Consider the following 25,170-nt stretch of genomic DNA (forward strand, 5'->3'; position numbering starts at 1 on the left):
CTTCACTCGGCATGAGGCGCGCGCCACTCTGTCGGCAGCGCGTGTGGCGAGTGTAGGGAACCGGATCGCGCCGGGGCACCGTATTTTCCGCCGGGGCGGATGACCGAGGGCCCGGGGAGTGATGGTGCTCCCCGGACCCTGGGCCGCGGACACCGCGGGGGACGCGAGTGTTTTCTGCGACGTACGGAGAAACGATCCGCCACGCAAAGGGTTACGCGCCCGTCCCGCGGCGTTGCGCCGTACGATGCAATCAGGGAGGGAACACGTCGTTCCGGGAGTGCGCGATGACCATCCGGCACCGATTCCATCTGGATCAGAACGGTCACTCGATCAGCGTGCTGTACGAGGGCCCGCGCCGGCCCGTCCAGGTGCTCGTCGACGGCAGGACCGTCGCCATGGGCCGCGCGCCCGGTGCCGCCCGCACCGTGCTGACGGCCGAGCTGCCGGGAGATCCACCGCAGCCCTTCGCCATCGACCTCGCCTGCCCGCGCGACCCCGACGACAGTCCGATGTGCGCCCTGATGGAATCGGGCATGCGCTATCCCATGCCCGACGTACCGCTCCGCCCGGGCCCCTGAAGCCCTTGCGTGTGGCGTGGCGTGACAGCCCGGACGCGGAGAGTGTGCGAAGAAGGAGGGCATGGCTGAGAAGAAGACCATCACAGTGTTCGGTGCCACGGGCTCGCAGGGCGGCAGCCTGGTGCGGGCCATCCTGGCCGCCCCCGGGAGCGGTTTCGCGGTGCGCGCCGTGACCCGTCGCGCGGACTCGCCTCAGGCCGGGGAGCTGACCCGGCTCGGGGCGCAGGTGGTCCAGGCGGACATGGACGACGAATCGAGCCTGGCACCCGCCTTCGAGCACGCGTACGGGGCGTTCCTGGTCACGAACTTCTGGGAGCACATGTCCGCCGAGCGCGAGAAGGCCCAGGCCCTGGCCCTCGCCCGGGCGGCCTCCCACGCCGGGATCCAGCACGCGATCTGGTCCACACTGGAGGACACCCGCACCTGCGTCCCGCTCGAGGACCCGCGGATGCCCACGCTCCAGGAGCGGTACAAGGTGCCGCACTTCGACGGAAAGGCGGAGGCGGACCACTACTTCGCCGAGGAGGGCGTCCCCACCACCTTCCTGCGGACCACCTTCTTCTGGGAGAACCTGCTCACCACGTTCGCCCCGCGGCGCGCCGGGGACGGAGTCCTCGAGCTGGCCCTCCCGATGGGCGACAGCAGGCTCTCCGGCATCGCCGTGGCGGACGTCGGCAGGACCGCCCTGGCCGTCTTCGAACGCGACACCGACCTGATCGCCGCGACCGTCAGCATCGCCGGCGAGCACCTCACGCTGGCCGAGATGGCCGCGGCCCTCACCGAGACGGTCGGCGAGACCGTGCGCTACCGCCCCCTGAGCGCGGACGCCTTCCGGGCGCAGGACTTCCCGGGCGCCGACGAAGCCGGGAACATGTTCCAGTACTACGCCGACTGCGCGGAGCGCTTCACCGCGGCCCGCGACCTGACCGCCGTCCGCGAACTCGACCCCGAACTCCAGGACTTCCGGACCTGGCTCACCGCCCACCGCGACGAACTGCGCACCGCGCTCGCCGAGTAGCCCGCGCGGGCCCGGGGGTCCGCCGGGCGGGCCCGCGCGGTGCGGTGCCGGTGGCGCACGGCATGCTGAGCCCGTGCAGATTCCGCAGCAGGTTCTTCATGTCCCGGGCGGCACGGGCCGGATGGTGGTGTGCGGGGACGACGGTCTGGCCCGCCGGCTGGCGGCCGAACTCGGCGAGGTGTACGGGGAACGCGTCACGCTGGTCGTGCCGCCGGCGAGCGAGCCGCCGCTCGCGGTGGGACCGCCCGCGCGGCGCGGGCGCTGGGGGCGCACCCCGGCCTCCCGGGTACTGCGCGGACCGGTGGGGGAGCGGCCGCCGGAGGAGCCGCGGATCGTGGAGGCCGCGGAACCGGACGAGGAGGTGCTGGCCGCGGTGGTGGCCGGCGCCGCCGCGCTCGCGCTGGTCTACGAGGACGACGACCGCAACGTACGGGCCGCCCTGGTGGCCCGCCGGCTCAACCCCCGGCTGCGGCTGGTGATCCGGCTCTACAACCGCAAGCTCGGCGAACACCTCGAGGACCTGCTGGACCAGGCGGCGATCGTCGCCGGACCGGGGGTCCACCCGGGCGACCGGGACTCCGCGACCACGGTGCTGTCCGACGCCGACACGGCCGCACCCGCCCTCGCCGCGAGCGCGGTCGCCGGGACGAGCAAGGTGGTCCAGGCGGACGGCCTGCTGCTGCGCGCGGTGGAGCGTACGCCTCCGGGCCGCGGCGAGACGGCCGATCCCGGTCTGTGCACCCTCGCACTGCTGTCGGCGACGTCCACCGACCCGGCCGGCAGCGAGAGTTCGGTGCTCGGCGGGGAGCGCGGACTCCAGCTGTTGCCCGACGACCGCGCCGTGGCGGCCGCGACGGGACGCGGCATCGTGGCCCTGGAAACGGTGACGTACGCGGGCCCCGCCCAGGCGGCGGCTCCGCGCCTCAGCGCCGCCGCCCTGCCGGTGGCCTCGCTGTTCTCCCGGAGGCTGCGCTGGTCGCTGGCCGGCATCGTGGCCGCCGTCACCGCACTCGCCGTGGCCTCCTGGCTGACCACGGGCGATCACCCCCTGCACGCCGCGTACGTCACCCTGCTCGACATCTTCGCGATCAACGACCCGGCGGTGGGCGCCCCGACGCAGCGGCAGGTGCTCCAGATCCTGGCCGGGTTCGTCGGCCTCCTGCTGCTGCCGGTCCTGGTGGCGGCCGCTCTCGAGGCGCTGGGCGCCTTCCGCACGGCCACGGTGCTGCGCCGGCCGCCCCGCGGTCTGTCCGGGCACGTGGTGCTGCTGGGCCTGGGCAAGATCGGTACCCGGGTGCTGGCGCGGCTGCGGGAGCTGGAGATCCCGGTGGTCTGCGTGGAGTCCGACCCGCGCGCCCGCGGCCTGGCCCTGGCCCGTCGGCTGCGGGTGCCCGTGGTCGTCGGGGACGTCACCGACGAGGGGGTGCTGGAGGCCGCCCGCGTCCACCGGGCGCACTCCCTGCTCGCCCTGACCAGCTCCGACACCACCAACCTGGAGTCCGCCCTGTACGCGCGCGGGGTCAAGCCCGACCTCCGGGTCGTGATGCGCCTGTACGAGGACGACTTCGCGACCGCCGTCTACCGCACCCTGCGCGCCGCCCACCCGGGCGCGCTCACCCGCAGCCGCAGCGTCACCCACCTCGCCGCCCCGGCCTTCGCCGGGGCGATGATGGGCCGGCAGATCCTCGGGGCCATAGCGGTGGAGCGCCGGGTGCTGCTCTTCGCCGTCGTCGACGTGGCGGGCCACCCGCAGCTCGAAGGCCGGACCGTCACCGAGTCCTTCCGCCCGGGCGCCTGGCGGGTCGTCGCCCTCGACACCGCCTCGCCCGCGGAGCGCCGGCCCGACCTGGCCACCGTCCCGCGCGAGGGTACGGTCCCCGGCCCGGGGCTGGTGTGGCAGCTGCACCCCGGTTACGTCCTCAGGCCCGAGGACCGCGTGGTCCTGGCCGCCACCCGCAGGGGCCTGGCCGAGCTCCTCGGCCGCGCGGGAGCATCGGCCCCCCGGTCCTGACCGGCCGCGGCCGTTCCGCCATCCGGGCGATGGGCCAAGGGAGTTCGGGGGCCGGTGCGGGTCGGTGGCAGACTGCTTCCTTGATCGCGGGCACGGGTCCGCGGCCGTGAAGGGGGATGCGTCATCGTGCGCAGGGCGAGGTGGGCGGCCGCGGCCGCCGGTGCGGTGCTGCTGGTCGCGGGGTGCGACAGCGAAGGCGATTCGGCTCGGACCCCTGGCGGTGACGCACCGTCGGCCGGCGGTTCCGCCGCGGCGAAGGCGGGTTCGGGCGGCAGCCTGGACATCGAGGTGGTGAGGAAGCAGCTGGACACCGCCGCGACGAAGGCCGGATACGCGGCGAGACAGCCCGCGGACGAGATTCCGGAGGGCCTCAAGTCCTGCACGATCAGGTGGCAGGCGGTCAGCGCCAAGCCCGCCGACTCCAGGAAGTCCTTCGACGCCACGGTGGCCACGCTGGTCGAAGGGGGCTGGAAGGAGACCGGGCGAGCCGAGGAGGCCAGCACGGTCACCGTGGGGATGGACAAGGGCGGCTGGAACATCAGGGCGTGGCACCAGCCCGAGGGCCGGGTGGACGGGACGGACGCGATCAGCTTCATCGCCAACGACACCGGGCCCGCGTGCGAGAAGCCCTTCCAGGACGACCTGGCGGAGAAGACCAAGAGCAAGGGCTAGGTCGTCTCTTTCCGGTCGCGGACACGCGGCTGGGCGGGGGTCACGGCCGGGTGCCCGTGGCCCCCGGCCGTGCGAACGACCCGGTTCCGGCCATACGAATCCGAGATACTCTCTAGAACTAGACTCCAAGTTGACGCGGTGCCTGGTCCACACTCGGGCCATGACCGACAACCTCGTTCGCTCCCGCCCGGCGAGATCGCCCCGGTCCGCCCGCCTCCTGCGCGCGAAGGCCGCGGTCCTCGCCCTGGCGGCGGCCGTACTCCTCGTGGGCACACCGCCCGTACACGCGGATCCCCCGGGGCCGCCCGCCATGACCGACGGGTTCGGCCTGACCCAGACGGCCGCGGCGACCGGCACCGGAACCAACTTCGTGCTCACCGTCACCACGCCGCAGGTCGCGGGCGAGCACCGGATCCGGATCCTGCTGCCCCGCGACTACGCCGCCGACCAGGCCAGGCGCTACCCGGTCCTCTACTTCCTGCACGGCGCGTCCGACGACCCGGGGAACCCCGCGATCGCCTACCCCGCGCTCACCGCCGCCCAGTCGATGATCACGGTCATCCCGGACGGGGGCCGCCGCGGCTGGTACGCCGACTGGGCCGACCAGAAGACCGCGGCCGGCGCGCAGAACTGGGAGACCTTCCACATCAGCCAGGTGATCCCCTTCATCGACGCCAACCTGCGCACCCTCACCGGCAAGGAGGGCCGGGCCGTCGCGGGCCTCTCCATGGGCGGATTCGGCGCCCTGCACTACGCACAGCGCCACCCCGGCCTGTTCAGCCAGGTCGCCACCCTCTCCGGTGCCAACGACCTCTCCAGGAACCACATGGTCACCCGCGGGGCCGTCGTCGCCACGCTCACCAACGTCGGTGCCCCGCTGTGCGGTTCCAGCTCCGGTCCCTCCTGCAACCTCGAGTTCGGGCCGGCCGTCTCCAGCGACGCGATCTTCGGCACCCCGTATCCGGTGTTCGACGCCGACTGGCGCTGGAACGCGGCGGATCCCACCTCGCACATGGCCGCCCTCGCAGGCATGGGCATCGCCGTCTACACCGGCTCCGGCAACGGCAACCCGTCCGACTTCGAGTTCTGGGCCGAGTCGGCGGCGCGCAACACCAAAACCGCGCTCGACGCCCTCGGCCTCCCGTACCACTACGTGAACTACGGCAACGGCTCCGGCTGGGGCGAGAACTGCCACGGCGGCCACGAGAGCGGCTGCTGGGGCCAGGACCTCGTGGACTGGGTCCCGCGCCTGGAGGCGGCCTTCGCCGCCGCCGAGGCCTGACCCCGACGTCTCGCACGGGGCGTCACCCGCCGCACCCGAGCCACCGCTCCGACCCGGCCGAACGCAAGGAAGGGCCCGACCCTTGACCGCAATCCCGGCCACCGCGCCGGAACGCGCCACGTCCTGGCTGCGCTTAGTCGCCGCCGCCCGAGCCGGCGGGGCCTCCCCGGCGAGCGAGACCGACCGCGCCGACGGCTCCGCGCTCCAGGGCGTGAGCGTCACGTCCGTCGGCAACGGCCGCCGCCTCGGCGTACAGAACGGCTCGCGCGACGACGGCGCGTACGTCGTCACCGACTCCGCGCCCGGCCACCAGGCCTGGAACCTGGCCGCCGACCCGGCCGACTTCAGCTTCGCCATCGTCAACGGCACCACCGGCAAGGGCATCGACCTCAGCTACATCGCCAACACCAGCCCCACCTTCACCTCCTGCACCTGAACCACGTTCAGGAATCGGCGGGTTGACCCGGAGGCGAGGGCGAGCACAGCATGCTCGCATGGTCATCTCCGGACTCCCCGCCGAAAACCGTGAGCTGAGCCCCCGCACCGGCTACACGCGGGAGCACTGGGAGGCGGCCGCGGACGGACTGCTGCGCGCCGCCTGGCGGTGGGCCACCCCGGGCGGGGCCCTGCTCGACCTGCCGGGTCCGCCCTCCGCCTCCGGCGTCCGCTCCGACGGGCTCGAAGGGTACGCCCGCACCTTCCTCGCCGCCGCCTTCCGTGTCGCGGGCGGCGGCGGGAAGGACCCGCACGGCTGGCTCGACCGCTACGCACGGGGGCTCGCGGCCGGCACCCGCACCCCCGGCCGCGAGGACGCGGAATCCTGGCCCCTCATCCGCGATCTCCGCGTCCAGGGCCAGCCGATGGTCGAGTCCGCCTCCGTGGCCCTGGGGCTGCGGCTCACCCGGCCGTGGCTGTGGGACCGCCTGGACGGCGCCGTGCAGGACCGCACCGAGCAGTGGCTGCGCGGCGCCCTGCGCCACGCGCCCGCCCCGAACAACTGGTACCTCTTCCCCTTCACCGTGGCCGGATTCCTGGAGTCCGTGGGACGGGGGGACGCCGAGACGGCCCGGGCCCGCCGCATCGGCCTCGGCCTCCTGGAGCAGTGGTACGCCGGCCAGGGCTGGTACGCCGACGGCGACGGCCGCGCCTTCGACCACTACAACGGCTGGGCCCTGCACCTGTACCCCGTGCTCGACGCCCACCTCGCGGACGGCGAGGGAGCGCCGGACGGCGAGGGAGCGCCGGACGGCGGGGGAGCCCCGGCCGGCCCCGGGCAGCCGCACGGCGCCCGGCTGCGCACGCACCTGGACAGTCACTCCCTGCTCTTCGGCGCCGACGGCGCCCCGCTCTACTTCGGGCGTTCCCTGACCTACCGCTTCGCCGCCGCGGCCGCCGTCGGCCTCGGCGCCGTGACCGGCCACACCCCGCTGACCCCGGGCACCTCGCGCCGGCTGCTGAGCGGCTCGCTGCGCTACTTCCTGGACCGGGGCGCGGTCGACGACGCCGGGCTGCTCCGCCCGGGCTGGCACGGCGCGCACACGGCGACCCTCCAGCCCTATTCGGGCCCCGCCTCGCCCTACTGGGCGGCCAAGGCCTTCGTCTGCCTGCTCGCCCCCGCACGGGACCCGCTGTGGACCGCGACGGAGGAGCCCGCTCCGTGCGAGCGCGCGGACCGGGTGCTCGCCTTGCCGGCGCCCGGCCTGCTCGTCCAGTCCACCCGCGCCGACGGGCTCGTACGCCTGCACAACCACGGCAGCGACCACGTCGGCCCGCACGAGGCCGAGTCGGCGGCGGACCAGGACCCGCTCTACGCCCGCCACGCCTACTCCACCCGCACCGGGCCCACCGCGTACGGCAACACCCCGGACAACCACCTCGCCCTGGTCGTGTCCGGGACGCGCAGCGCCCGGCGCCGCATCCACCCGCTCGGTGCCGGGCACGGCGACGGCTGGGGCTGGGCCGCGTCCTGGCACCGGCCGGTCTTCGCCGCCGGGACCGGCGTGCCGGGCCTGCGCGTGGACAGCGTGACCGTGGTCAGGGGCCGCCGTGAACTGCGGGTCCACCGGGTCCAGGGGGCTCCGGAGGGGTCTCGTGCGGAGCAGACCGGCTGGGCCACCGGCCCCGGGGACACGCTCCGGTCGGCGCTCCACCCGCTGCACGGATGGGAGTCCGCGGACGAGGTCCGGGCACCGGCGGGCACGGCCTTCACCCCGTGGGCACTCGTACCGCGGCTGACGGCCGGGGCGGCGGGAACGGGCCTGTACGCGGCGCTGGCCACGCTCACCGCGGAACCGGATCCGGAGCCTCTGGCGGCAGCGGCAGCGGTGTCGCAGGTGCGGGCGGACGGCGCCGGCATCGAGGTGCGGTGGGCGGACGACGGATCACTGACCCGGATCGGCTTCGGGCCTCTTGCCGTGGAGCACCTGCCCGCCGCTTCCGCCCGGCCTACCGGTGCACCGTCCCCAGGTGCCGCGTGAACCAGTCGCGGGCGAGGCCGGCGACCTCTTCCAGGGTCCCCGGCTCCTCGAAGAGGTGCGTGGCCCCCGGGACGACGTCGAGGCGGTTCTCGCAGCGCAGCCGCGCCCGTGCCTGCCGGTTGAGGTCGAGGACCGTGGGGTCGAGGCCGCCCACGACGAGCAGGGTCGGCGCCCGTACGCCGGCCAGCCGGTCCCCGGCCAGGTCGGGGCGGCCGCCGCGCGAGACCACGGCGCCCACCTCGGGGCCGGCGTCCGCGGCGGCCCACAGCGCCGCCGCCGCTCCGGTGCTCGCCCCGAAGTAGCCGACGGGAAGCGGCTCGCGGCGCCGCAGCCAGCGCGTGGCGTCCGCCAGCCGCAGGGCGAGCGCCTCGATGTCGAAGACGTTCGCGCGACGGGCCTCCTCGGCCGGGGTGAGCAGGTCGAAGAGCAGGGTGCCCAGCCCCGCCCGGCGCAGGGCGGCGGCCACCGACCGGTTGCGCGGGCTGTGCCGGCTGCTGCCGGAGCCGTGCGCGAAGACCACCACCGCGCCCGCGTCCGGCGGCAGGGCGAGGTCACCGGCCAGCAGGACCCCGCCCGCGTCCACCCGCACGTCCTCTGCGGCCACCGCGCCCGGCCCGGCCCCGGCGGCCTGCGCCAGCAGGAAGACGACCTCCTCGTCGGGTGTCTGCGAGAAGTCCCGGTACCACTGGCCGACGGCCGAGAATCCGCTCGGCGTGGACAGGCACACCACCTCGTCGGCCGCCGTGCGCAGCCGGGCGACCGCGTCCGGCGGCGCCACCGGCGCCGCCAGCACCACCCGGGCCGCGCCCATCGCCCGTACCACCTGGCAGGCGGCGGCAGCGGTGGCCCCGGTCGCGATCCCGTCGTCGACGACGAGCACCGTCCGGCCGTCGAGGTCCAGCCGCTCCCGGCCGGCGCGGAACCTTCCGGCCTGCCGTACGAGCTCCGCCTCCTCGACGCGCTCGACCGCCGCGAGGTCCCCGGCCGCCACCCGGCTGCTCCGCACGATCTCCTCGCTGATCACCCGCACCCCGCCCTCGCCGATGGCGCCGAAGCCCAGCTCGCGGTGGTACGGAACACCGAGCTTGCGGACGACGATCACATCGAGCGGCGCACCCAGCGCCCGCGCCACCTCGAAGGCGACCGGGACCCCGCCGCGGGGCAGGCCCAGCACGACGGGATGCTCCTGCTCCAGGTGGCCGAGGGCCGCGGCGAGGCGCCGTCCGGCGTCCTCGCGGTCGGTGAAGAACACGGTCGTTCACCCCCAAACCCAGGGGAGACGGGTGGACGGGTGGACGGGGAGACGGGGAGACGGGGAGTCGCGAACCCGCGTACACGCCTCCTTCGAACCAACCCCACGTCGGCACGCACCGCAAATCGGCGGCCGGGGCCCGGCCCGTGCGGTGCCGCGTCGTTCCGGAGGTCCGGAGGTCCGGAGGTCCGGAGGTCCGGCGTTTCGGCGTTTCGGCGTGCGGGGCCGCTCCTCCGTGGGCGAGGGTGGACCCCGGCCCGATCCGTCCGCCCGTGAGGAGACGTTCCGTGAACTGGACACTCGAAGTGGTCCCGGTCCCTGTCAGCGACATGGACCGGTCGAAGGAGTTCTACGCCGGCAAGGTCGGCTTCGCGGTCGACCTCGACAACGAGGTCGCCCCCGGGGTGCGCATCATCCAGATGACGCCGGCCGGCTCCCGGTGTTCGATCGCGCTGCTGTCGGGGATGCCGCCCGCGCCCGGTACGAAGGAGATGGCGCCGGGCACCCTCCAGGGGCTCCAGATCTGCGTGACGGACATCGAGGCGGCCCGCGCGGAGCTGGTGGAGCGGGGGGTGGACGTCTCCCCGGTGCGCCACGTCGGCGAATCGGGCTGGACGGAGGGCAAGGGCGGGACCTGGAACTCGTTCATGACCTTCGAGGACCCCGACGGCAACGGCTGGATGGTCCAGGAGGCCCCGTCGGAGCTCTCGGAACGCTGAGAGGGCGGGCGGCGGCGCCGTGACCGCACGGCGCCTACGGCCTGATGTTCTGGTTGAGGTGGAAGAGGTTGCCCGGGTCGTAGGTCCGCTTGACCTCCACCAACCGGTCGTAGTTGTCCTTGTAGTTGGCCCGGATCCGGTCCTGGTCGTCGTCCGCCATGAAGTTGATGTAGCCGCCCTCCTCGGAGTGCGGGGCGGTCGCCTCGTAGTAGTCGCGCACCCACGCGATGCCCGCCTCGTTGTCGGCGGGGTCGGGCCACATCCCGGCGATGACGGTGGCGAACGAGGCGTCGCGGTAGGCGTACGCCGTCGCGTCCGGTGCGACGCGGTGGCAGGCGCCGTTGACGGGATAGATGTGCACGGTCGAGTTCACGGCGGGCAGCCGCGGCCCGAACCGCAGGTGCGCCTCGATCGCCTCGTCGGTCAGCTCGGTCACGAAGTTGGCCTTCCAGTAGTGCTGGAGGCCGGGCGGTACGAGCGCGTCGAAGGCGCTGTTGAGCGCGGGGTAGGGCATGGGCCCGACGTGCTCGGCGACCACGGGTGCGATGTCGTGGAACACCTGGAGCGCCCGTTCGCCCTCGTCGACGGGGCCGGACCAGCAGGCCACGATCAGGGCGAAGGGCTCGCCGTGCCGGTCCTCGGGGATGAAGGGGAGCGGCGGTGCGATCTGGAAGGCCGGGAAGCCGCCGAGTTGCTCCGGGGCGTCGGCGATGAGTTCGCGGAAGGCGCGCAGTACGGTGCCGGCGTCGGCCAGTTCGAAGAGCATCGGCCCGCCGTAGATGTCCTTGACGGGGCTGAGCGCGAACTCGAAGGAGGTCACCGCGCCGAAGTTTCCACCGCCGCCGCGAAGGGCCCAGAACAGGTCCTGGTTCTCCTCCCCGCTCGCGACGAGCAGCCGGCCGTCCGCCGTCACCACATCGGCCGACAGCAGGTTGTCGCAGCTCAGGCCCAGTCCACGGGCGAGGTATCCGATGCCGCCGCCCAGGGTGAGGCCGCCGACACCGGTGGTGGAGATGATCCCGCCGGTGGTGGCCAGGCCGAAGGCGTGCGTCGCCGCGTTGAAGTCGCCCCAGGTGGCTCCGCCGTCGGCGCGGGCCGTCCGCCTGACGGGATCTACGCGGACGGACCGCATCCCGGACAGATCGGCGACCACGCCGTCGTCGCAGGTGCCGAAGCCGGGCACGCTGTGCCCGCCGCCGCGGACCGCCAGGTCGAGGGCGTTGTCGCGGGCGAAGTCCACCGCGGCCATCGCGTCTCCGGCGTTCGCGCAGTGCACGACGGCCGCCGGTTTCCTGTCGATCATGGCGTTGTTGACCTTGCGGGCCTCGTCGTAGTCCGCGTCCCGCGGGGTGACGACCGCCCCGCGTACCCGTGCGCGCAAGTCATCGATCGAGGGCTTGCCCATGGCCATCGCTCCTCGTATGGGTCGTGACCCCGAGATTCCGGCACATCCCACGCTACGCCGGTGCCGTGAAGCCTCAACCCGGCGTCCGGGCAGCTCCCGCGGGCCGGTCCGGGGCCCGCGCGTCAGTGGTCCTGGGGGGCCACCACGGTGAACGAGGCGCCGTCGGGGTCGGTCAGGACGACGGAGCGGCTGTCGCTCGTGGTCGCCACGGGCGAGGCGACGCGGCCACCGAGCCCGGTGGCGGTTTCCACGGCCGCTTCGAGGTCGGGGACGCGGAAATGGACGTGCCAGCGCGGTCGGACCTGGGGATCGGGTGCCGCCTCCACGGCCCCGCCCACGATGCGGGCCGTGGTGTCGTTCCCGTGGCGCAGGACGACGTGGTCGTGTTCGTACGAGACCGTGCAGCAGCCGGTCCGCTCGCCGGCCCAGTCGAGGACCTCGCCGTAGAAGACGGCCGCCGCGAAGGCGTCGCGGGTGCGCAGTTCGAGCCAGGCGGGGGCATTGCCCCGGCCGACGGTCCAGTCCGGGATGACCTCGCCCTGCCAGAACCCGAAGACGGCTCCGTCGGGGTCCGAGGCCAGCGCGGCGCGTCCGGTGCCGAACGCGAGGGGGCCCACCGCCATGGTGGCGCCGCGTTCCACGATCCGCGCCGCCGTGACGTCGGCGTCGTCGACCGCGAAGTACGGGGTCCAGGCGGCCGGCAGGGCCAGCCGGTGGGCCAGCGCGCCGATGCCGGCCACCGGGGCGCCGTCGCGGAAGGCGATGGAGAAGCCCTCCCCGAGCCGGGTGCCGCGGAAGTGCCAGCCCATGACGGCCCCGTAGAACCGCTGGGCCGCGGCCAGGTCCCCGGTCATCAGGCTGACCCAGCACGGCGCGCCGAACATCTCGTGGCTCGACGTCGACACAGCTGCCCACCTTGCTCGCGATCACCTACGGCCGGGTCCGGCCCACCCTAGCGCCGCCGGGCGCCCCCGTTCGCGAGGCACAAGGCACCCCTTACGGCGTACGGGTGAAGGAACGCCGGTAGGAGCGCGGGGGCACACCGCGACGGCGTACGAACTGCTCGCGGAGCACGGCCGCGCTCGCGAACCCGACCGCGCGGGCGATCTCCTCGACGGACAGTCCGGTGGTCTCCAGCAGCTCCTCGGCGCGGCTCAGCCGCAGGCCGACGAGCCAGGCGTGCGGGGTGGTTCCCGTGGCCGCGGCGAAGCGGCGGGCGAAGGAGCGCTTGCTCATCACGGCCCGCCGGGCCAGTTCGGCGACGGGAAGCGGCTCGTGGAGGTGCGCGCGGGCCCAGGCGAGGACTTCGGCGAGGCGGGTGTCCTGCGCGTCCTCGGGGACGGGGGCGGCGAGGTACTGGGCCTGCCCGCCCTCGCGGTGCGAGGGCAGGACGAGGTCGCGCGCGATGGCGTTGGCGGTCGCGGCGCCGTGCTCCCGCCGGACCAGGTGCAGGCAGAGGTCGAATCCCGCGGCGGCGCCCGCGCCCGTGACGACGCGGCCCTCGTCGACGTAGAGGGCGTGGGGGTCGACCGTGACCTCCGGATGGCGGGCGGCCAGCAGGTCCGCGAACCGCCAGTGGGTCGTGGCCCGGCGCCCGGCGAGCAGGCCGGCGGCGGCGAGCGCGTACGTACCGACGCAGTGGGCCGCGACCAGGGCGCCGCGGTCGTGGGCGGCGGACAGCGCGTGCAGCACGGCCGGTGCGGGCGGCGTGCGGAAGCCGGCCCAGGGCAGGGCGATGACGAGATCGGCGGTGGCCATCCGCTCCAGCCCCTGCCCGACGGCCAGCGGGACGCCGAGGTCGGTCGGTACCGGCCCGGGCCGGTCGGCGCACAGCGCGAAGTCGAAGTGCGGCAGCCCCGCGCGCGGGCCGAACACCTCGGTGACCACGCCGACGGCGAGCATTCCGACACCGGGCGGGGCGTAGGCGGCGACGGAGGTGAAGGGCGGCATGCGGGGAGTCTGGCAGATTTCCCGCGATCGCCGGACTCCCGCCCCCGGGTGCGCCGTTCGCCCGGCTATCCGAGGAAGGCCGATGCCGCCGCGACGAACCGGTCGGCGTCGTCGATCCAGGGGGAGTGGCCGGCTCCCGGCTGTACGACGAGGGAGGCGTCGGGGAAGAGCCCGGCGAACTCGGCGGCCGACCGAGGCGGGCTGTTCAGGTCGAACTCCCCGGCGAGCACCAGGACGGGTCCGGCGAAGGCGGCGAGCGCGGCGCGCGTGGCCTCGGGGTCGAAGGCCCCTTCGGCGCCGAACCGGGCGACCGCCTCCGGGTTGCCGGGCCGGCCGGCCTCGTGGTGCCGGCGTGCGCGGTCGTCCCAACGGCCGTAGAAGAAGGGGGCGATGCCGTCCACGTCGCCGCCCTTGCCCGCGCCGATCGCCTCCAGTGCGGCGTAGGCGGCCGGGAACCACGGCTCGCCCCGGCGCAGTTGCGCCAGCTCGCGCCGGTTCTCCCAGCTGGTCTCGATGCCTACGGCCCGGGTGCTGGGGGTGATCAGCGCGAGCCGCCGCACGCGGTGCGGGAACCGGGCCGCGTACTGGGCGGCGATGTTCGCGCCGGCGCAGTGGGCGAGCAGGTCCGTCACCGGGAGCCCCAGGTGTCCGCGCAGGGCCTCGACGTCGTCGACGAGGCGGTCGCAGCGGTAGCCGGCGGGGTCCTCGGGTACGGCGGACCGGCCGGTGCCGCGCAGGTCGGGGACGATCAGCCGGCGGTGCGCGGACAGGCCGCCGAGGTCGCCGAGGTAGGCGGAGTCCGCGGGGCCGCCGGGCAGGCAGAGCACGGGGTCGCCGGTTCCGTGGGTGCGGTAGGCGAGCCGGGTGCCGTCGGGTGCGCAGAAGGTGGGCATGACACGGATCCTGCCATTCATAACCTGGTTGTACAACCTGGTTATGAGCGGGTGGCCCGGTGGGTGTATAACCGAGTTGTGGCAGGTGGAGAGCAGGGGCGCCGGGTTCCCGAGACGCTGACCGAGGAACAGGCCGAGCGGATGCTCGCCGGCATGAACGAGGTCATCCGCGCGGGCGAGGAGATGCGCAGGCTGCGCACCGAGATGATCAAGGTGTTCGCCGGCTTCGGCTGGACCCAGGACCGGATCGCCCGGCTCACCGAGATGAGCCAGCCTGCCGTGTCCAAGCAGGTCGCCAAGTACAAGTCCGACGAGCCCCGGGCGCCCATCGGGGTCCGGCTCGAGCAGTACGACGTCCCGTGGCTCGAAGGGCGCCTGTGGGGCCTCGCCGAGGAGGTCTCCGAGGCCCTCGACGGCGCCGCGCACTGCACCCGCACCGTCGACGCCCTCACCCGCGGCACGAAGCACTTCACGCCGCGCACCGTCGACGAGCTGAGGCGCCGCCTCGAAGAGGACCTGCGGCTGCACCGCGCCCGGCTGTCCGCCGCCCACCAGGCCGCGTACGACGAGATCGGCCGCGCACTCGACGTCCCGCCGAAGGGCGCCGCAGGCGCCGGGGCCGACGCCGGCGGATCGCCCTCGGTCCGCCGCACCCTCGCCCACCGGATCCAGCGCGACCGCCTGAGCGGCGACGCCTGAGCCGGGTGTCCCGTCGCCCGGGGAAACCGCGGGCGGGTCCGGTGCGTCCCCCCGTTCGGGGGTGGTGTTCATGCCAAGGACGGAACCACGGGTGCGGCGGCTCGCCGCGGGCCTGCCCGCCGTCGCCGCGGCGGCCGTGTACGGCTGGGCCCACTGGTGCCTCGCGGGCCCGGCCTCCCCGCCGACCGCCGTCGCGTGGCTGGGCGCGGTGCTCCTGCTCGTCGGCGCCTGCGTCGCGTACGGCGTGCTCGTCGGCGGCAGCGGCAGCGTATTCGGCGGGCTCCTGCTCGCCCTGGCACTGCTGCTCACGGTGACGGCGGCGGACCAGACGGCGTCGCGCCCGGCCACCGCCTCCTGCGTGGTGCGCGAGGTCCACACCAGGCTCCAGGGCTCGCTCGGCGAGGGCGCGCCCTCGCAGAAGACGGTGTACCGCCTCACGCTGGACTGCCCGGGCGGCTACCCCGGCGAGCTCAAGGACGACCGGGCCGTCGCCGCCGTCGGCGAGGAGGTGAAGGTCGCCTACGACCCGCGGCGCCGGGCGTCCCCCGCGCCGGAGGCGGAGACCTCGCCGTGGCGGGCCGCGCTGTGTGCGGTGCTCCTCCTCGCCGCCAGTACCGTGATCGCCGGACGGCGGCCCGGGCCCGCCACCAGGCCTCGCCCGGGCTTCACTCCCGGTTAACCCTCGGCTGTCACCGTTGCCGGATGGCTCTCAGTAGACGAGCACTACTGGCATCCGGCGTGACCGCGGCCTTCGGCCCGCTCACCCCCACCGGCCGGGACACGGCCACGCGCACCCTGCGCGGCACCATCGCACCCGGTGCCCCGGACTGGGTCTACCTCCCCCTGGACGTTCCGCCCAGCACCGGGCAGCTGCGGATCTCCTACACGTACGCGAAACCCCCGGTGCCGCCCGGCACCCCGGGCAACGCACTCGACATCGGCATCTTCGACCAGCGCGGCACGGACCTCGGCGGCCGCGGCTTCCGCGGCTGGTCGGGCGGCGCCCGCGGCGAGTTCTTCCTGCGGGCCGACGCCGCCACCCCCGGCTACCTGCCGGGCCCCGTGGAGCCCGGCCGCTGGCACGTGGCGCTCGGACCGTACACGGTGGCCCCCGAGGGCCTCGGCTACGAGATCACCGCCACCTTCACCTACGGGGACCCGGGCGAGCCCGCCGTCCCCGGCTACCCGCCACAGCGGGCCAGGGGCCGCGGCCGGGCCTGGTACCGGGGCGACTGCCACCTGCACTCGGTGCACTCCGACGGCCGCAACACCCCGGCCGAACTCGCCGCGCTCGCCCGCGCGGCGGGTCTGGACTTCATCAACTCCTCCGAGCACAACACCCACGCCGCGCACGCGGCCTGGGGCCCGGCCGCCGCGGCGCACCCGGAGCTGCTGGTCCTCACCGGGGAGGAGATAACCACCCGCACCGGCCACGTCGTCGCCGTAGGCACCACACCCGGCACCTTCACGGACTGGCGCTACCGGGCCCGGGACCAGCGCTTCGCCCGCTTCGCACACGGGATACGGCGGGCCGGCGGGCTGGTCGTACCGGCCCATCCGCACGCCACCTGCCTCGGCTGCGCCTGGAAGTTCGGCTTCGGCGAGGCCGACGCGGTCGAGGTGTGGAACGGCCCCTGGACCCCCGACGACGAGGTCGCCCTCGCCTCCTGGGACGCCACCCTCACCGCCGGCCGAGGACCGTGGCTCCCGGTCCTCGCGAGCAGCGACTACCACCGCGACCCCGACCGCGTGGGCAGCCCGCAGACGGTGGTGCTGGCCGAGGACCTGTCCCGCGAGGCCGTCCTGGCCGGTCTGCGCGCCGGCCACAGCTACGCCGCCGAGTCCTCGGCCGTGACGGTGGCCTTCGACGCGGTGACCGCCCGCGGCGCCCACGCGGGCATCGGCGACCGGATCCGGACCACGGCGGACACGGAGGAGGTCCTGGTCCGGCTCACCGTCAGCGGCACCGGCAGCTACGACCTGCGGCTGGTCACCGACCAGGGCGTGGTGTGCACCGCGCCCGCGGCCACGCGACTGGAATGGCGCACCACCGCGGCCCGTACCTCTTACGTCCGCGCCGAGGCCCGCCACCCCGCGACGGCCCCGCCCCTCCCCGGCCCTCCGGCGGCGCTGACCAACCCGATCCGGCTGTCGCCCTGACCGCCACCCCGGTCCCGTACCCCGACGGCGTGCCGGGCACGGCACGGCACGGCGCGCCGGGCGGGGTCCGGGCGCGGGGTTACCGTCGGCGGCATGGACGGTGATCGCCGGGTGTGGCGCCAGTGCTTGCTCAGCGGGGCGGTGTTCGCCGTGTGCATGGCCGGCACCACACTGCCGACCCCGCTCTACGGCCTCTACCAGGAGAAGTTCGGCTTCTCCCAGCTGATCGTGACCGTCGTGTACGCCGTGTACGCCTTCGGGGTCATCGGCGTGCTGCTGCTGGCGGGCAACGCCTCGGACGCCGTGGGCCGGCGGCCGGTGCTGCTCGTCGGGCTGGCCTGCGCGGCGGCGAGCGCCGTCTGCTTCCTGTGCGCCACCGGACTGGGCTGGCTCTACGCGGGCCGGCTGCTGTCGGGTCTGTCCGCGGGCCTGTTCACCGGCGCCGCCACCGTGTACGTGATGGAGCTGGCCCCGGCCGGCGGCGGCTCCCGGGCCACGTTCGTGGCGACGGCCGCCAACATGGGCGGACTGGGCTGCGGCCCGCTGCTCGCCGGGTTGCTCGCGCAGTACGCCGCCTGGCCCCTGTACCTGCCGTTCGCCGTGCACCTCGCCCTGGTGGCCGGGTCGGCCGCCGTCCTGCTGCGGCTCTCGGAGACCGTACGGGAGCGGCGTCCGCTGAGCACCGTACGACCGCAGCGGCCGGGCCTGCCCGCGCAGGTCCGGGCGGTGTTCGGGCCCGCGGCGATCGCCTCGTTCGTGGGATTCGCCCTGTTCGGGGTGTTCACCTCGGTCAGCCCGGCGTTCCTCGCCCAGTCCCTGGACGTGCACAGCCACGCCGTCAGCGGGCTGGTCGTCGCGCTGGCCTTCTTCGCCTCGACCGCAGGGCAGTTGATGGTCGGCCGGGTCGGCGTGGCGCGCTCGCTGCCGCTGGGCTGCGCCGGGCTCCTCGCCGGTCTGGCGCTGCTCGCGGGCGCCCTGTACTGGGAACTGCTGGTGCTGGTGGTCCTGAGCGCGCTCGTCGGCGGGGTCGGCCAGGGGCTCGCGTTCCGCGGGGCGCTGGCCACGGTGGCCGAGGCCTCTCCCGCGGACGAGCGCGCGGCGGTGATCTCGACCCTGTTCGTCGTCGCGTACGCCGGCATCTCGGTGCCGGTCATCGGCGTGGGCGTCCTCTCGGACCCGATGGGCCTGGAGGGCGCGGGCCTGGTGTTCATCGCCTGCATGGCCGTGCTCGTCTCGACCGCGGCCGTCTACCTGCTGCGCCGGTCGCCGGCCGAGACCCGCGGCTAGCGCGGCACCGGCCCGGCACCGGCGCGGCGACGGCGCGGGCACCGGGGCCTGCGACGGCCTCCGGTCCCCGCGCCGCCGTTCCGTCCGGAACCGCTACCAGAGCACGGGGAGCCGCTCCGGCAGGCGCTTCATGAAGCGGGTGCGCCACACGAGTTGGTCGACCGGCACCGCGAGCTGGAGACCGGGCATCTTCTCGACGAGCACTTCGAGGGCGATCTCGGTGTGCCGCTTGCCGAGGGCGGTCGCCGGGCAGTAGTGCTGGCCGCCGCCGAACGACAGGTGGGTGCCCGCGTTCGCCCGGTCGATGTCGAAGGTGTGCGGGTCGGGGTACACGTCCGGGTCGGTGTTGGCGGCTTCGACCAGGACGAGGAGCAGCTCGCCCTTCTTGACCTCCACGTCCCCGAGGGTGACGTCCTCGAGGGCCAGACGGGGGAGGCCGTCCGCGATGGAGAGGTTGACGCGCAGGAGTTCGTCGACCGCCGCGGGGATCCGGGAGGGGTCCTGGCGGATCTGCTGCCAGACCTCCGGGTGCTGGATGAGCGAGACCAGGGCCATCGTGAGGAAGCCCATGGTGGAGATGACGCCGGCGCCGAAGAGGGTGACCCCGACGGTGGCGAGCATCTCGTCCGTCAGGTGGGCGTAGTCGGGGTCCTTGCGCAGGGCCGCGAGTTCGGCCATCAGGCCGGTGACCGACGGGTCGTCGAGGCGCTCGACCATGTAGGCCATGTCCCGGTCCCAGTTGAGCTTGGCTCCGGTGACGGGGCAGGCCGAGTTCATGAACGCGATGTCGAGGCTCGCCGCCAGACGCGGTGCGTCCTCCCCGGGGATGCCCAGGATGCGGCAGTGCAGCTGTTCGGCGTACGGGCTGGCGAACTGACCGCGCAGGTCCACCGGGGCGCCCGCGGTCAGCATGCCGTCGACGAGGGTGTGGGCCTGCGCCCGCATCCAGTCGGTCAGTCCGTCGGTCTTGGGGTTGATGGCCTTCAGGACGGCCTTGCGCAGCCCCGCGCCGGTGATGTTGCCCATGTTGTTGACGACCTCGGGCGGGATCGTCAGCGCGTACTGGCGCGGAACGCCCGGAGCCGAGGTGTCCTTGAGGCTGAACCGCGGATCCTCGAGGACCTGCTTGCACAGGGGATAGGAGGAGACGAGCCAGGCTTCGTCCCCGGCGATCGTGCGCACCCGCTTGACCGGCTCGTCGCGGAGCCGCTCCACCTCGACGGGAAGCTGGTCGCCGCGCGCGGAGAACGGGAAGTCGAGGAGGGTGTCAGTGGGCATCGGTGTCTCCATCGGCGGGGGTGATGACGGCGTGGCCCTGGTTGCGCGAGGCACGCAGGCCCGAACCGCGGGAGTACAGCAGCTCGGCCATCGGCAGGAGCTGGTGGTAGCAGTTGAGGGAGGAGGGCACGCCGAGGATGGCCGGGGTGTCCAGGAAGAGAGGGGCCTCGGCGCAGACGTACTCCAGGCAGACCTCGCGCTGGCGGAGCGTGGCGGTCTCCCCGCCGAGCACCTTCGAGGAGAGGAACGCGTCGACCAGCGCGTTGCAGGTCTCGCGGAACTCCGGGTCGGTGTCGAGGAGGGTGTTGAGGTGGGCGTGGAGCCTGCGGTACGCGGGGATGTCGGTGAGGGACGACATCGGGCGGGCCCGCAGGCGGGATCCCGTGGGATCGGCGTCGGCCGCGGCGTTGTTGACCTTGGCGCGGACCCCGCGCAGGTTCTTGACCGCCTTGCGCCGGGCCTCGTCCTCGGGGTAGCCGAGGGCCTCGTACATCTCGGCCACGTGCAGGTCGGTGTAAATGAGGTCGACCTGTTGGAAGTTGCGCATGCCCCAGTGCGCCAGGTCGGTGACGCGCTGCGCGGAGAAATAGCTGTTGCCCGGTGAGATGCCTATCACCGCGTGATCGCCTTCGGTGTGGATCACCTGGCAGTGCGGGGTGAAAGGCTGGACCGTGAAGACTTCTGTGGCTGTCGTCAACAGACGTCGGTTCCTTTGGTCGCCGCGAGTCCCGTGGGGCCCTGTGCCCCGGGTGTGGCGGCGACGTGATGGAAGGTACCTGAGCGTGACCGTCCAGTTCCATGTCTTGCCTGAGGTAATTCACATGCTGGACACGGTAGTTGAATGGTCCAGGCCAAGCCCTTGACACGGAATTTGTTCACTTCTTAAATCACGTAGTGAACTAAGGGCCTGGCATGGTCATGACCTTCGGTCGGGCTTCCCCCCACTCTCCCGGAAGGGAGCGCCATGAAATCCCCGCGCTTATCCCGGCGTCTGCTGCTGTCCTCCGTCTCGCTCCTCGCCCTCGCCTCCCTGTCCACCGGCCTCGCCCAGGGCGCGGCCCCGCCGCGGGCCCCCGCTCCGGCCGCGGTCCCGGTCCCGGCCGCTTCGGCCGAAGCCGTCACGTTCGCCGACGAGTTCGACGGGCCCACCGGCTCCGCCGTCGACGGCGGGAAGTGGCAGGTCGAGACGGGCGACAACGTCAACAACCACGAGCGGCAGTTCTACACCGCGGGCAACCGCAACGCCGCCCTCGACGGCCAGGGCCATCTCGTGATCACCGCCCGCCGGGAGAACCCGGCCAATCACCAGTGCTGGTACGGGCGGTGCGAGTACACGTCGGCCCGGCTGAACACCGCCGGCCGGTTCACCACGACGTACGGCCGGGTCGAGGCCCGGATGAAGGTACCGCGCGGGCAGGGCATGTGGCCGGCGTTCTGGATGCTGGGCAACGACATCGGCCAGGTGGGATGGCCCGCCTCCGGCGAGATCGACGTGATGGAGAACGTGGGCTTCGAACCGTCCACGGTCCACGGCACCCTGCACGGCCCCGGGTACTCCGGCGCCGGCGGCATCGGCGCCGGCTACACCCTGCCCGGCGGGCAGGCCTTCGCCGACGCCTTCCACACCTTCGCCGTCGAGTGGAGCCCGAACTCGGTCACCTGGTCCGTGGACGGCGCCGTCTACCAACGGCGCACCCCCGCCGACCTCGGCGGACGCCAGTGGGTCTTCGACAAGCCCTTCTTCCTGATGCTCAACCTCGCGGTCGGCGGCTACTGGCCCGGCGACCCCGACGGCAGCACGGCCTTCCCCGCGCAACTCGTCGTCGACCACGTCCGCGTCACCACCGGAGGCGGCCAGCCCGGCGGCGGTCCGATCACCGGGCTCGGCGGCAAGTGCGTGGACGTGGCCGGCGCCAACAGCGCGAACGGCACCCCCGTCCAGCTCTACGACTGCAACGGAACCGCCGCGCAGCGGTGGACCGCCGGCGCCGACGGCACGGTCCGCGCGCTCGGCAAGTGCCTGGACGTGGCCTCGGGGGGCACGGCGGACGGCACACCGGTCCAGCTCTACGACTGCAACGGGACCCCCGCGCAGCAGTGGGCCGTCCCCGCGGCACGCGACATCGTCAACCCGCAGGCGGACAAGTGCCTGGACGCCGCCGGCAACAGCCCGGCCAACGGCACCCGGCTGCAGATCCGGACCTGCACGGGAGCCGCCAACCAGAAGTGGACGGTGACCCGGTGAACCGCGTCTCCGGACCCCGGCTCACGGCCCTCGTGGCCGCGGTCTCGGCCGCCTCGCTGCTCGCGGCCGTCCACCCCACCCAGGCGGCCGCCCCGCAGGCGGCCGTCACCCGGGCGGCCACCGCGCAGGCGTCGGTGCGGGCCGCCGCCGCCCTGCCCGCGGGCTGGTCCACGGTGGTCAACACCGGCAGCGGAAAGTGCCTGGACGCGCGGTCGGCCGCGACCGCGAACGGCACCGCGGTGCAGCAGTACTCCTGCAACAGCACCGCGGCGCAGCAGTGGAGTTTCACCGCGACCGCCGACGGGTTCGTCCGCATCGGCAACCGCAACGACCCCGGCCAGGTCGTCGACGTCAGCGACACGTCCTCGGCCGACGACGCGGCCGTGCACCTGTGGACGTACGGGGGCGGAGCCAACCAGCAGTGGCAGGCCGTCGACGAGGGCGGCGGCGCCTACCGCTTCGTCAGCCGGCACAGCGGCAAGTGCCTCGACGTGCCGTCCGCCTCCACCGCCGAGGGCGTGCAGCTGGTGCAGTACACCTGCAACGGCACGGCGGCCCAGCGCTTCCAGGTGGCGCCCGTGAGCACCGCACCCGGTGACGTGGACCTCGGCCCGAACGTGGTCGTCTTCGACCCGTCCATGCCGTCCGCCACGATCCAGAGCCGCCTCGACTCGATCTTCCGGCAGCAGGAGACCAACCAGTTCGGCACCCAGCGCTACGCGGTGATGTTCAAGCCGGGCACCTATGGCAACGATGTCAACGTCGGCTTCTACACCCAGGTGCTCGGCCTCGGCCAGTCGCCCGACGCGGTCACCATCAACGGCGCCGTGCACGTGGAGGCCGACTGGTTCCCGCCGCAGAACGCCACCCAGAACTTCTGGCGCGGCGCCGAGAACCTGTCCGTGAACCCGGCCGGCGGCACCGACCGGTGGGCGGTGTCCCAAGCCGCCCCCTACCGCCGCATGCACGTCCGCGGGAACCTCGCCCTGGACGACGGCGGCTGGGCCAGCGGCGGGTTCATGGCCGACAGCAAGATCGACGGCCAGGTGCGGTCGGGCACGCAGCAGCAGTGGCTGACCCGCAACTCGCAGCTCGGCGGCTGGACCGGGGCCAACTGGAACATGGTCTTCGTCGGCAGCCGGGGCGTGCCGGGCACCAGCTTCCCGAACCCGCCGTACACCACGGTCGACCGGACCCCGGCCGTCCGCGAGAAGCCCTTCCTGTACGTGGACGGGACGGGCGCCTACCGGGTGTTCGTACCGTCGCTGCGGACCGACTCCTCGGCCACCAGCTGGGCGGACGGAAACACCGCGGGCAGCTCGCTCGGCATGGACCAGTTCTACGTGGTCAAGCCGGGAGCCAGTGCCGCACAGATCGACGCGGCCCTGGCCCAGGGTAAGAACCTGCTGGTCACACCCGGTGTCTACCATCTCGACCGGACCCTGCGGGTGACCCGTCCGGACACCGTCGTCCTCGGCCTCGGCCTCGCCACCTTCATCCCCGACAACGGCGTCACGGCCATGACGGTCGCCGACGTCGACGGGGTGAAGATCGCGGGCGTGCTCTTCGACGCGGGCACCGTCAACTCGCGGACCCTGATGGAGGTCGGCCCGGCCGGCGCCGCCGCCGACCACTCGGCGAACCCCACCTCCCTGCACGACGTCTTCTTCCGGGTCGGCGGGGCCGCCGTGGGCAGGGCCACGACCAGCCTCGTCGTCAACAGCGACCACGTCATCGGCGACCACATGTGGATCTGGCGCGGCGACCACGGCAGCGGCATCGGCTGGAACACCAACACGGCCGACACCGGACTCGTGGTCAACGGCGACGGCGTGACCATGTACGGACTGTTCGTCGAGCACTACCAGAAGCACCAGACGGTGTGGAACGGCAATGGCGGGCGGACGTACTTCTACCAGAACGAGATGCCCTACGACCCGCCCGGCCAGGCCGCCTGGATGAACGGCTCCACCCAGGGCTACGCGGCGTACAAGGTGGCCGAGCACGTGACCAGCCACCAGGCCTACGGGCTGGGCAGCTACTGCTTCTTCAACGTGGACAGGACCGTCACCGCCGAACGGGCCTTCGAGGCGCCCGACCGGCCGAACGTGCGCTTCCAGAGCATGGTGACCGTCTCGCTCGGCGGCACCGGCACCATCCGCCACGTCATCAACGGCAGGGGCGGCCCTTCGAACGCGTCCAGCAACGTCGCCCACCTGGTCAGCCAGCCCTAGGACCCCGGCCCCGGGGCCCGGGTTCCTCGGTCCCGGGCCCGGACCCGGGCCCGGGACCGGCCTCGTGATGTGATCACCGAGCCCTCGAAATATGATGAACATGGTCATTTGTGTCAGAAACCGAAGCGGACGTACGTCCAAGCGGTCCAGGAGCGGTCCATGAGCCCCCATAGGTCCACGCGGTCGGCGACCGCGGAAGACTTGCTGACCCGGCTCGGACGGCTCACGGCCCAGGCACGGGAAGGGGCGGAGCTCCAGCAGGCCAGGGTGGAGCTGGCCGAAGCGCTCCAGCGGGAGATCCTCCCGGCGTCCCTCCCCGGCGTACCCGGCCTGCGCACCGCGGCCCGGTACGCACCTGCCCGCCACGGCCTGAGCATAGGCGGCGACTGGTACGACGGCTTCCTGCTCCCCGGGGGCGCGCTCGGGTTCTCCATAGGCGACGTGGAGGGCCACGACGTCGAGGCCGCCGCCTTCATGGGGCAGGTCCGCATCGCCGTACGCGCCGTCGCCGCGTCCGCCGCCGACCCGGGCGAGGTGCTCAGCCGGGCCAACGACCTGCTGCTCTCGGTGGACTGCGACCTCTTCGCGACCTGCACCTTCCTCCGCTTCGACCCCGTCACCTGGGAGGTCCACAGCGCCCGCGCCGGCCACGTGCCCGGGGTCTGGGCCACGGCCGACGGCGAACACGGCATCGTGCGCGACGAGGGCGGCCTGCCCCTGGGCATGCTGCCGGGCTCCCGCTACCCCGTGACACGGCGCCGGATCGCGGCGGCCGGTTCGTTCGTCCTGGTCACCGACGGGGTCGTCGAGGGCCCGTCCTTCCCGATCGACGCGGGGCTGGAGCGGGTGGCCGAGGTGGTCCGGGCCAACGCGGAGGCGGAACCCGGCGACCTGGCCGCCGCGGTGATGAAGGTGGCCGACTCCACAGGCCACCAGGACGACGCCGCCGTGCTCGTGCTCCGCCATGAGGCCGTCCGGGGCGGAACCGGATGACGCGGAGGGCGCGGTAG

At 73.7% G+C, this 25,170-nt stretch carries 22 protein-coding genes; 15 read left to right on the plus strand and 7 right to left on the minus strand.

Going from position 1 to position 25,170, the window contains the following annotated elements; all coding sequences use genetic code 11:
- The first annotated feature begins 284 nt into the window (after positions 1-284).
- The 7 genes from ACTVZO_RS35940 (at position 285) to ACTVZO_RS35970 (ending at position 8,038) form a co-directional block, all read left to right on the plus strand.
- Positions 285-578, plus strand: coding sequence for a hypothetical protein (locus tag ACTVZO_RS35940; protein ID WP_443302325.1), 294 nt, complete (start codon positions 285-287; stop codon positions 576-578).
- Between the two features lie 61 nt (positions 579-639).
- On the plus strand, positions 640-1,596 hold the full coding sequence (locus ACTVZO_RS35945; protein WP_443302326.1) for an NmrA/HSCARG family protein: 957 nt from the start codon (positions 640-642) through the stop codon (positions 1,594-1,596).
- Positions 1,597-1,717: 121 nt separating this feature from the next.
- Positions 1,718-3,607: a potassium channel family protein gene (locus ACTVZO_RS35950; RefSeq protein ID WP_443303376.1), complete on the plus strand. Its 1,890-nt coding sequence runs from the start codon at positions 1,718-1,720 to the stop codon at positions 3,605-3,607.
- Positions 3,608-3,733: 126 nt separating this feature from the next.
- The gene (locus tag ACTVZO_RS35955; protein ID WP_443302327.1) at positions 3,734-4,279 is read left to right on the plus strand and encodes a hypothetical protein; all 546 of its coding nucleotides are present in this window, start codon (positions 3,734-3,736) and stop codon (positions 4,277-4,279) included.
- A 160-nt stretch (positions 4,280-4,439) separates the two neighbouring features.
- Positions 4,440-5,561 carry an alpha/beta hydrolase gene (locus ACTVZO_RS35960; protein ID WP_443302328.1) on the plus strand — a complete coding sequence of 374 codons (1,122 nt, stop codon included), beginning with the start codon at positions 4,440-4,442 and terminating at the stop codon, positions 5,559-5,561.
- Positions 5,562-5,643: 82 nt separating this feature from the next.
- Positions 5,644-5,997, plus strand: a complete 354-nt coding sequence (locus tag ACTVZO_RS35965; protein ID WP_443302329.1) for an RICIN domain-containing protein — start codon at positions 5,644-5,646, stop codon at positions 5,995-5,997.
- 58 nt (positions 5,998-6,055) lie between these two features.
- Positions 6,056-8,038: a DUF2264 domain-containing protein gene (locus ACTVZO_RS35970; RefSeq protein WP_443302330.1), complete on the plus strand. Its 1,983-nt coding sequence runs from the start codon at positions 6,056-6,058 to the stop codon at positions 8,036-8,038.
- On the opposite strand, the gene ACTVZO_RS35975 is transcribed toward ACTVZO_RS35970, so the two are convergent.
- Positions 8,007-9,290, minus strand: a complete 1,284-nt coding sequence (locus ACTVZO_RS35975) for a phosphoribosyltransferase family protein (protein WP_443302331.1) — start codon at positions 9,288-9,290, stop codon at positions 8,007-8,009. The genes ACTVZO_RS35970 and ACTVZO_RS35975 overlap by 32 nt on opposite strands.
- 287 nt (positions 9,291-9,577) lie before the next feature.
- Here ACTVZO_RS35975 and ACTVZO_RS35980 point away from each other — a divergent pair, with 287 nt between their 5' ends.
- A complete protein-coding gene (locus ACTVZO_RS35980) occupies positions 9,578-10,009 on the plus strand; it encodes a VOC family protein (RefSeq protein ID WP_443302332.1) in 432 nt (143 codons plus the stop codon).
- Between the two features lie 34 nt (positions 10,010-10,043).
- On the opposite strand, the gene ACTVZO_RS35985 is transcribed toward ACTVZO_RS35980, so the two are convergent.
- The 4 genes from ACTVZO_RS35985 to ACTVZO_RS36000 form a co-directional block, all read right to left on the minus strand.
- A complete protein-coding gene (locus ACTVZO_RS35985) occupies positions 10,044-11,414 on the minus strand; it encodes an FAD-binding oxidoreductase (RefSeq protein ID WP_443302333.1) in 1,371 nt (456 codons plus the stop codon).
- Positions 11,415-11,536: 122 nt separating this feature from the next.
- Complete coding sequence (locus ACTVZO_RS35990; RefSeq protein WP_443303377.1) at positions 11,537-12,268, minus strand: VOC family protein; 732 nt, start codon at positions 12,266-12,268, stop codon at positions 11,537-11,539.
- A gap of 142 nt (positions 12,269-12,410) precedes the next feature.
- Positions 12,411-13,364 carry a GlxA family transcriptional regulator gene (locus ACTVZO_RS35995; protein WP_443302334.1) on the minus strand — a complete coding sequence of 318 codons (954 nt, stop codon included), beginning with the start codon at positions 13,362-13,364 and terminating at the stop codon, positions 12,411-12,413.
- 65 nt (positions 13,365-13,429) lie between these two features.
- Complete coding sequence (locus ACTVZO_RS36000) at positions 13,430-14,257, minus strand: alpha/beta fold hydrolase (RefSeq protein WP_443302335.1); 828 nt, start codon at positions 14,255-14,257, stop codon at positions 13,430-13,432.
- A 78-nt stretch (positions 14,258-14,335) separates the two neighbouring features.
- On the opposite strand from ACTVZO_RS36000, the gene ACTVZO_RS36005 reads away from it, so the two are divergent.
- The 4 genes from ACTVZO_RS36005 to ACTVZO_RS36020 all read left to right on the plus strand — a co-directional run bounded on the left by ACTVZO_RS36005 (position 14,336) and on the right by ACTVZO_RS36020 (position 18,403).
- Positions 14,336-14,956: a sigma-70 family RNA polymerase sigma factor gene (locus ACTVZO_RS36005; protein ID WP_443302336.1), complete on the plus strand. Its 621-nt coding sequence runs from the start codon at positions 14,336-14,338 to the stop codon at positions 14,954-14,956.
- A 70-nt stretch (positions 14,957-15,026) separates the two neighbouring features.
- Entirely contained in the window at positions 15,027-15,635 is a 609-nt protein-coding gene (locus tag ACTVZO_RS36010; RefSeq protein ID WP_443302337.1) for a hypothetical protein, read from the plus strand.
- Positions 15,636-15,658: 23 nt separating this feature from the next.
- Positions 15,659-17,116 carry a CehA/McbA family metallohydrolase gene (locus ACTVZO_RS36015; RefSeq protein WP_443302338.1) on the plus strand — a complete coding sequence of 486 codons (1,458 nt, stop codon included), beginning with the start codon at positions 15,659-15,661 and terminating at the stop codon, positions 17,114-17,116.
- A gap of 93 nt (positions 17,117-17,209) precedes the next feature.
- The gene (locus ACTVZO_RS36020) at positions 17,210-18,403 is read left to right on the plus strand and encodes an MFS transporter (RefSeq protein ID WP_443302339.1); all 1,194 of its coding nucleotides are present in this window, start codon (positions 17,210-17,212) and stop codon (positions 18,401-18,403) included.
- 93 nt (positions 18,404-18,496) lie between these two features.
- Here ACTVZO_RS36020 and ACTVZO_RS36025 read toward each other — a convergent pair whose 3' ends face one another.
- Both ACTVZO_RS36025 and ACTVZO_RS36030 read right to left on the minus strand, forming a co-directional pair.
- On the minus strand, positions 18,497-19,681 hold the full coding sequence (locus tag ACTVZO_RS36025) for a cytochrome P450 (RefSeq protein ID WP_443302340.1): 1,185 nt from the start codon (positions 19,679-19,681) through the stop codon (positions 18,497-18,499).
- Positions 19,671-20,378: a tRNA-dependent cyclodipeptide synthase gene (locus tag ACTVZO_RS36030; protein WP_443302341.1), complete on the minus strand. Its 708-nt coding sequence runs from the start codon at positions 20,376-20,378 to the stop codon at positions 19,671-19,673. Before ACTVZO_RS36030 ends, ACTVZO_RS36025 begins: the two co-directional genes overlap by 11 nt.
- Positions 20,379-20,645: 267 nt before the next feature.
- On the opposite strand from ACTVZO_RS36030, the gene ACTVZO_RS36035 reads away from it, so the two are divergent.
- From ACTVZO_RS36035 to ACTVZO_RS36045, 3 genes are all read left to right on the plus strand, one after another.
- The gene (locus ACTVZO_RS36035) at positions 20,646-21,926 is read left to right on the plus strand and encodes a ricin-type beta-trefoil lectin domain protein (RefSeq protein ID WP_443302342.1); all 1,281 of its coding nucleotides are present in this window, start codon (positions 20,646-20,648) and stop codon (positions 21,924-21,926) included.
- Complete coding sequence (locus ACTVZO_RS36040) at positions 21,923-24,160, plus strand: RICIN domain-containing protein (RefSeq protein WP_443302343.1); 2,238 nt, start codon at positions 21,923-21,925, stop codon at positions 24,158-24,160. Before ACTVZO_RS36035 ends, ACTVZO_RS36040 begins: the two co-directional genes overlap by 4 nt.
- A gap of 159 nt (positions 24,161-24,319) precedes the next feature.
- Complete coding sequence (locus ACTVZO_RS36045; RefSeq protein ID WP_443302344.1) at positions 24,320-25,153, plus strand: PP2C family protein-serine/threonine phosphatase; 834 nt, start codon at positions 24,320-24,322, stop codon at positions 25,151-25,153.
- Positions 25,154-25,170 lie beyond the last annotated feature (17 nt).

The organism is Streptomyces sp. IBSNAI002, from assembly GCF_052244475.1.
Lineage (GTDB): Bacteria > Actinomycetota > Actinomycetes > Streptomycetales > Streptomycetaceae > Streptomyces.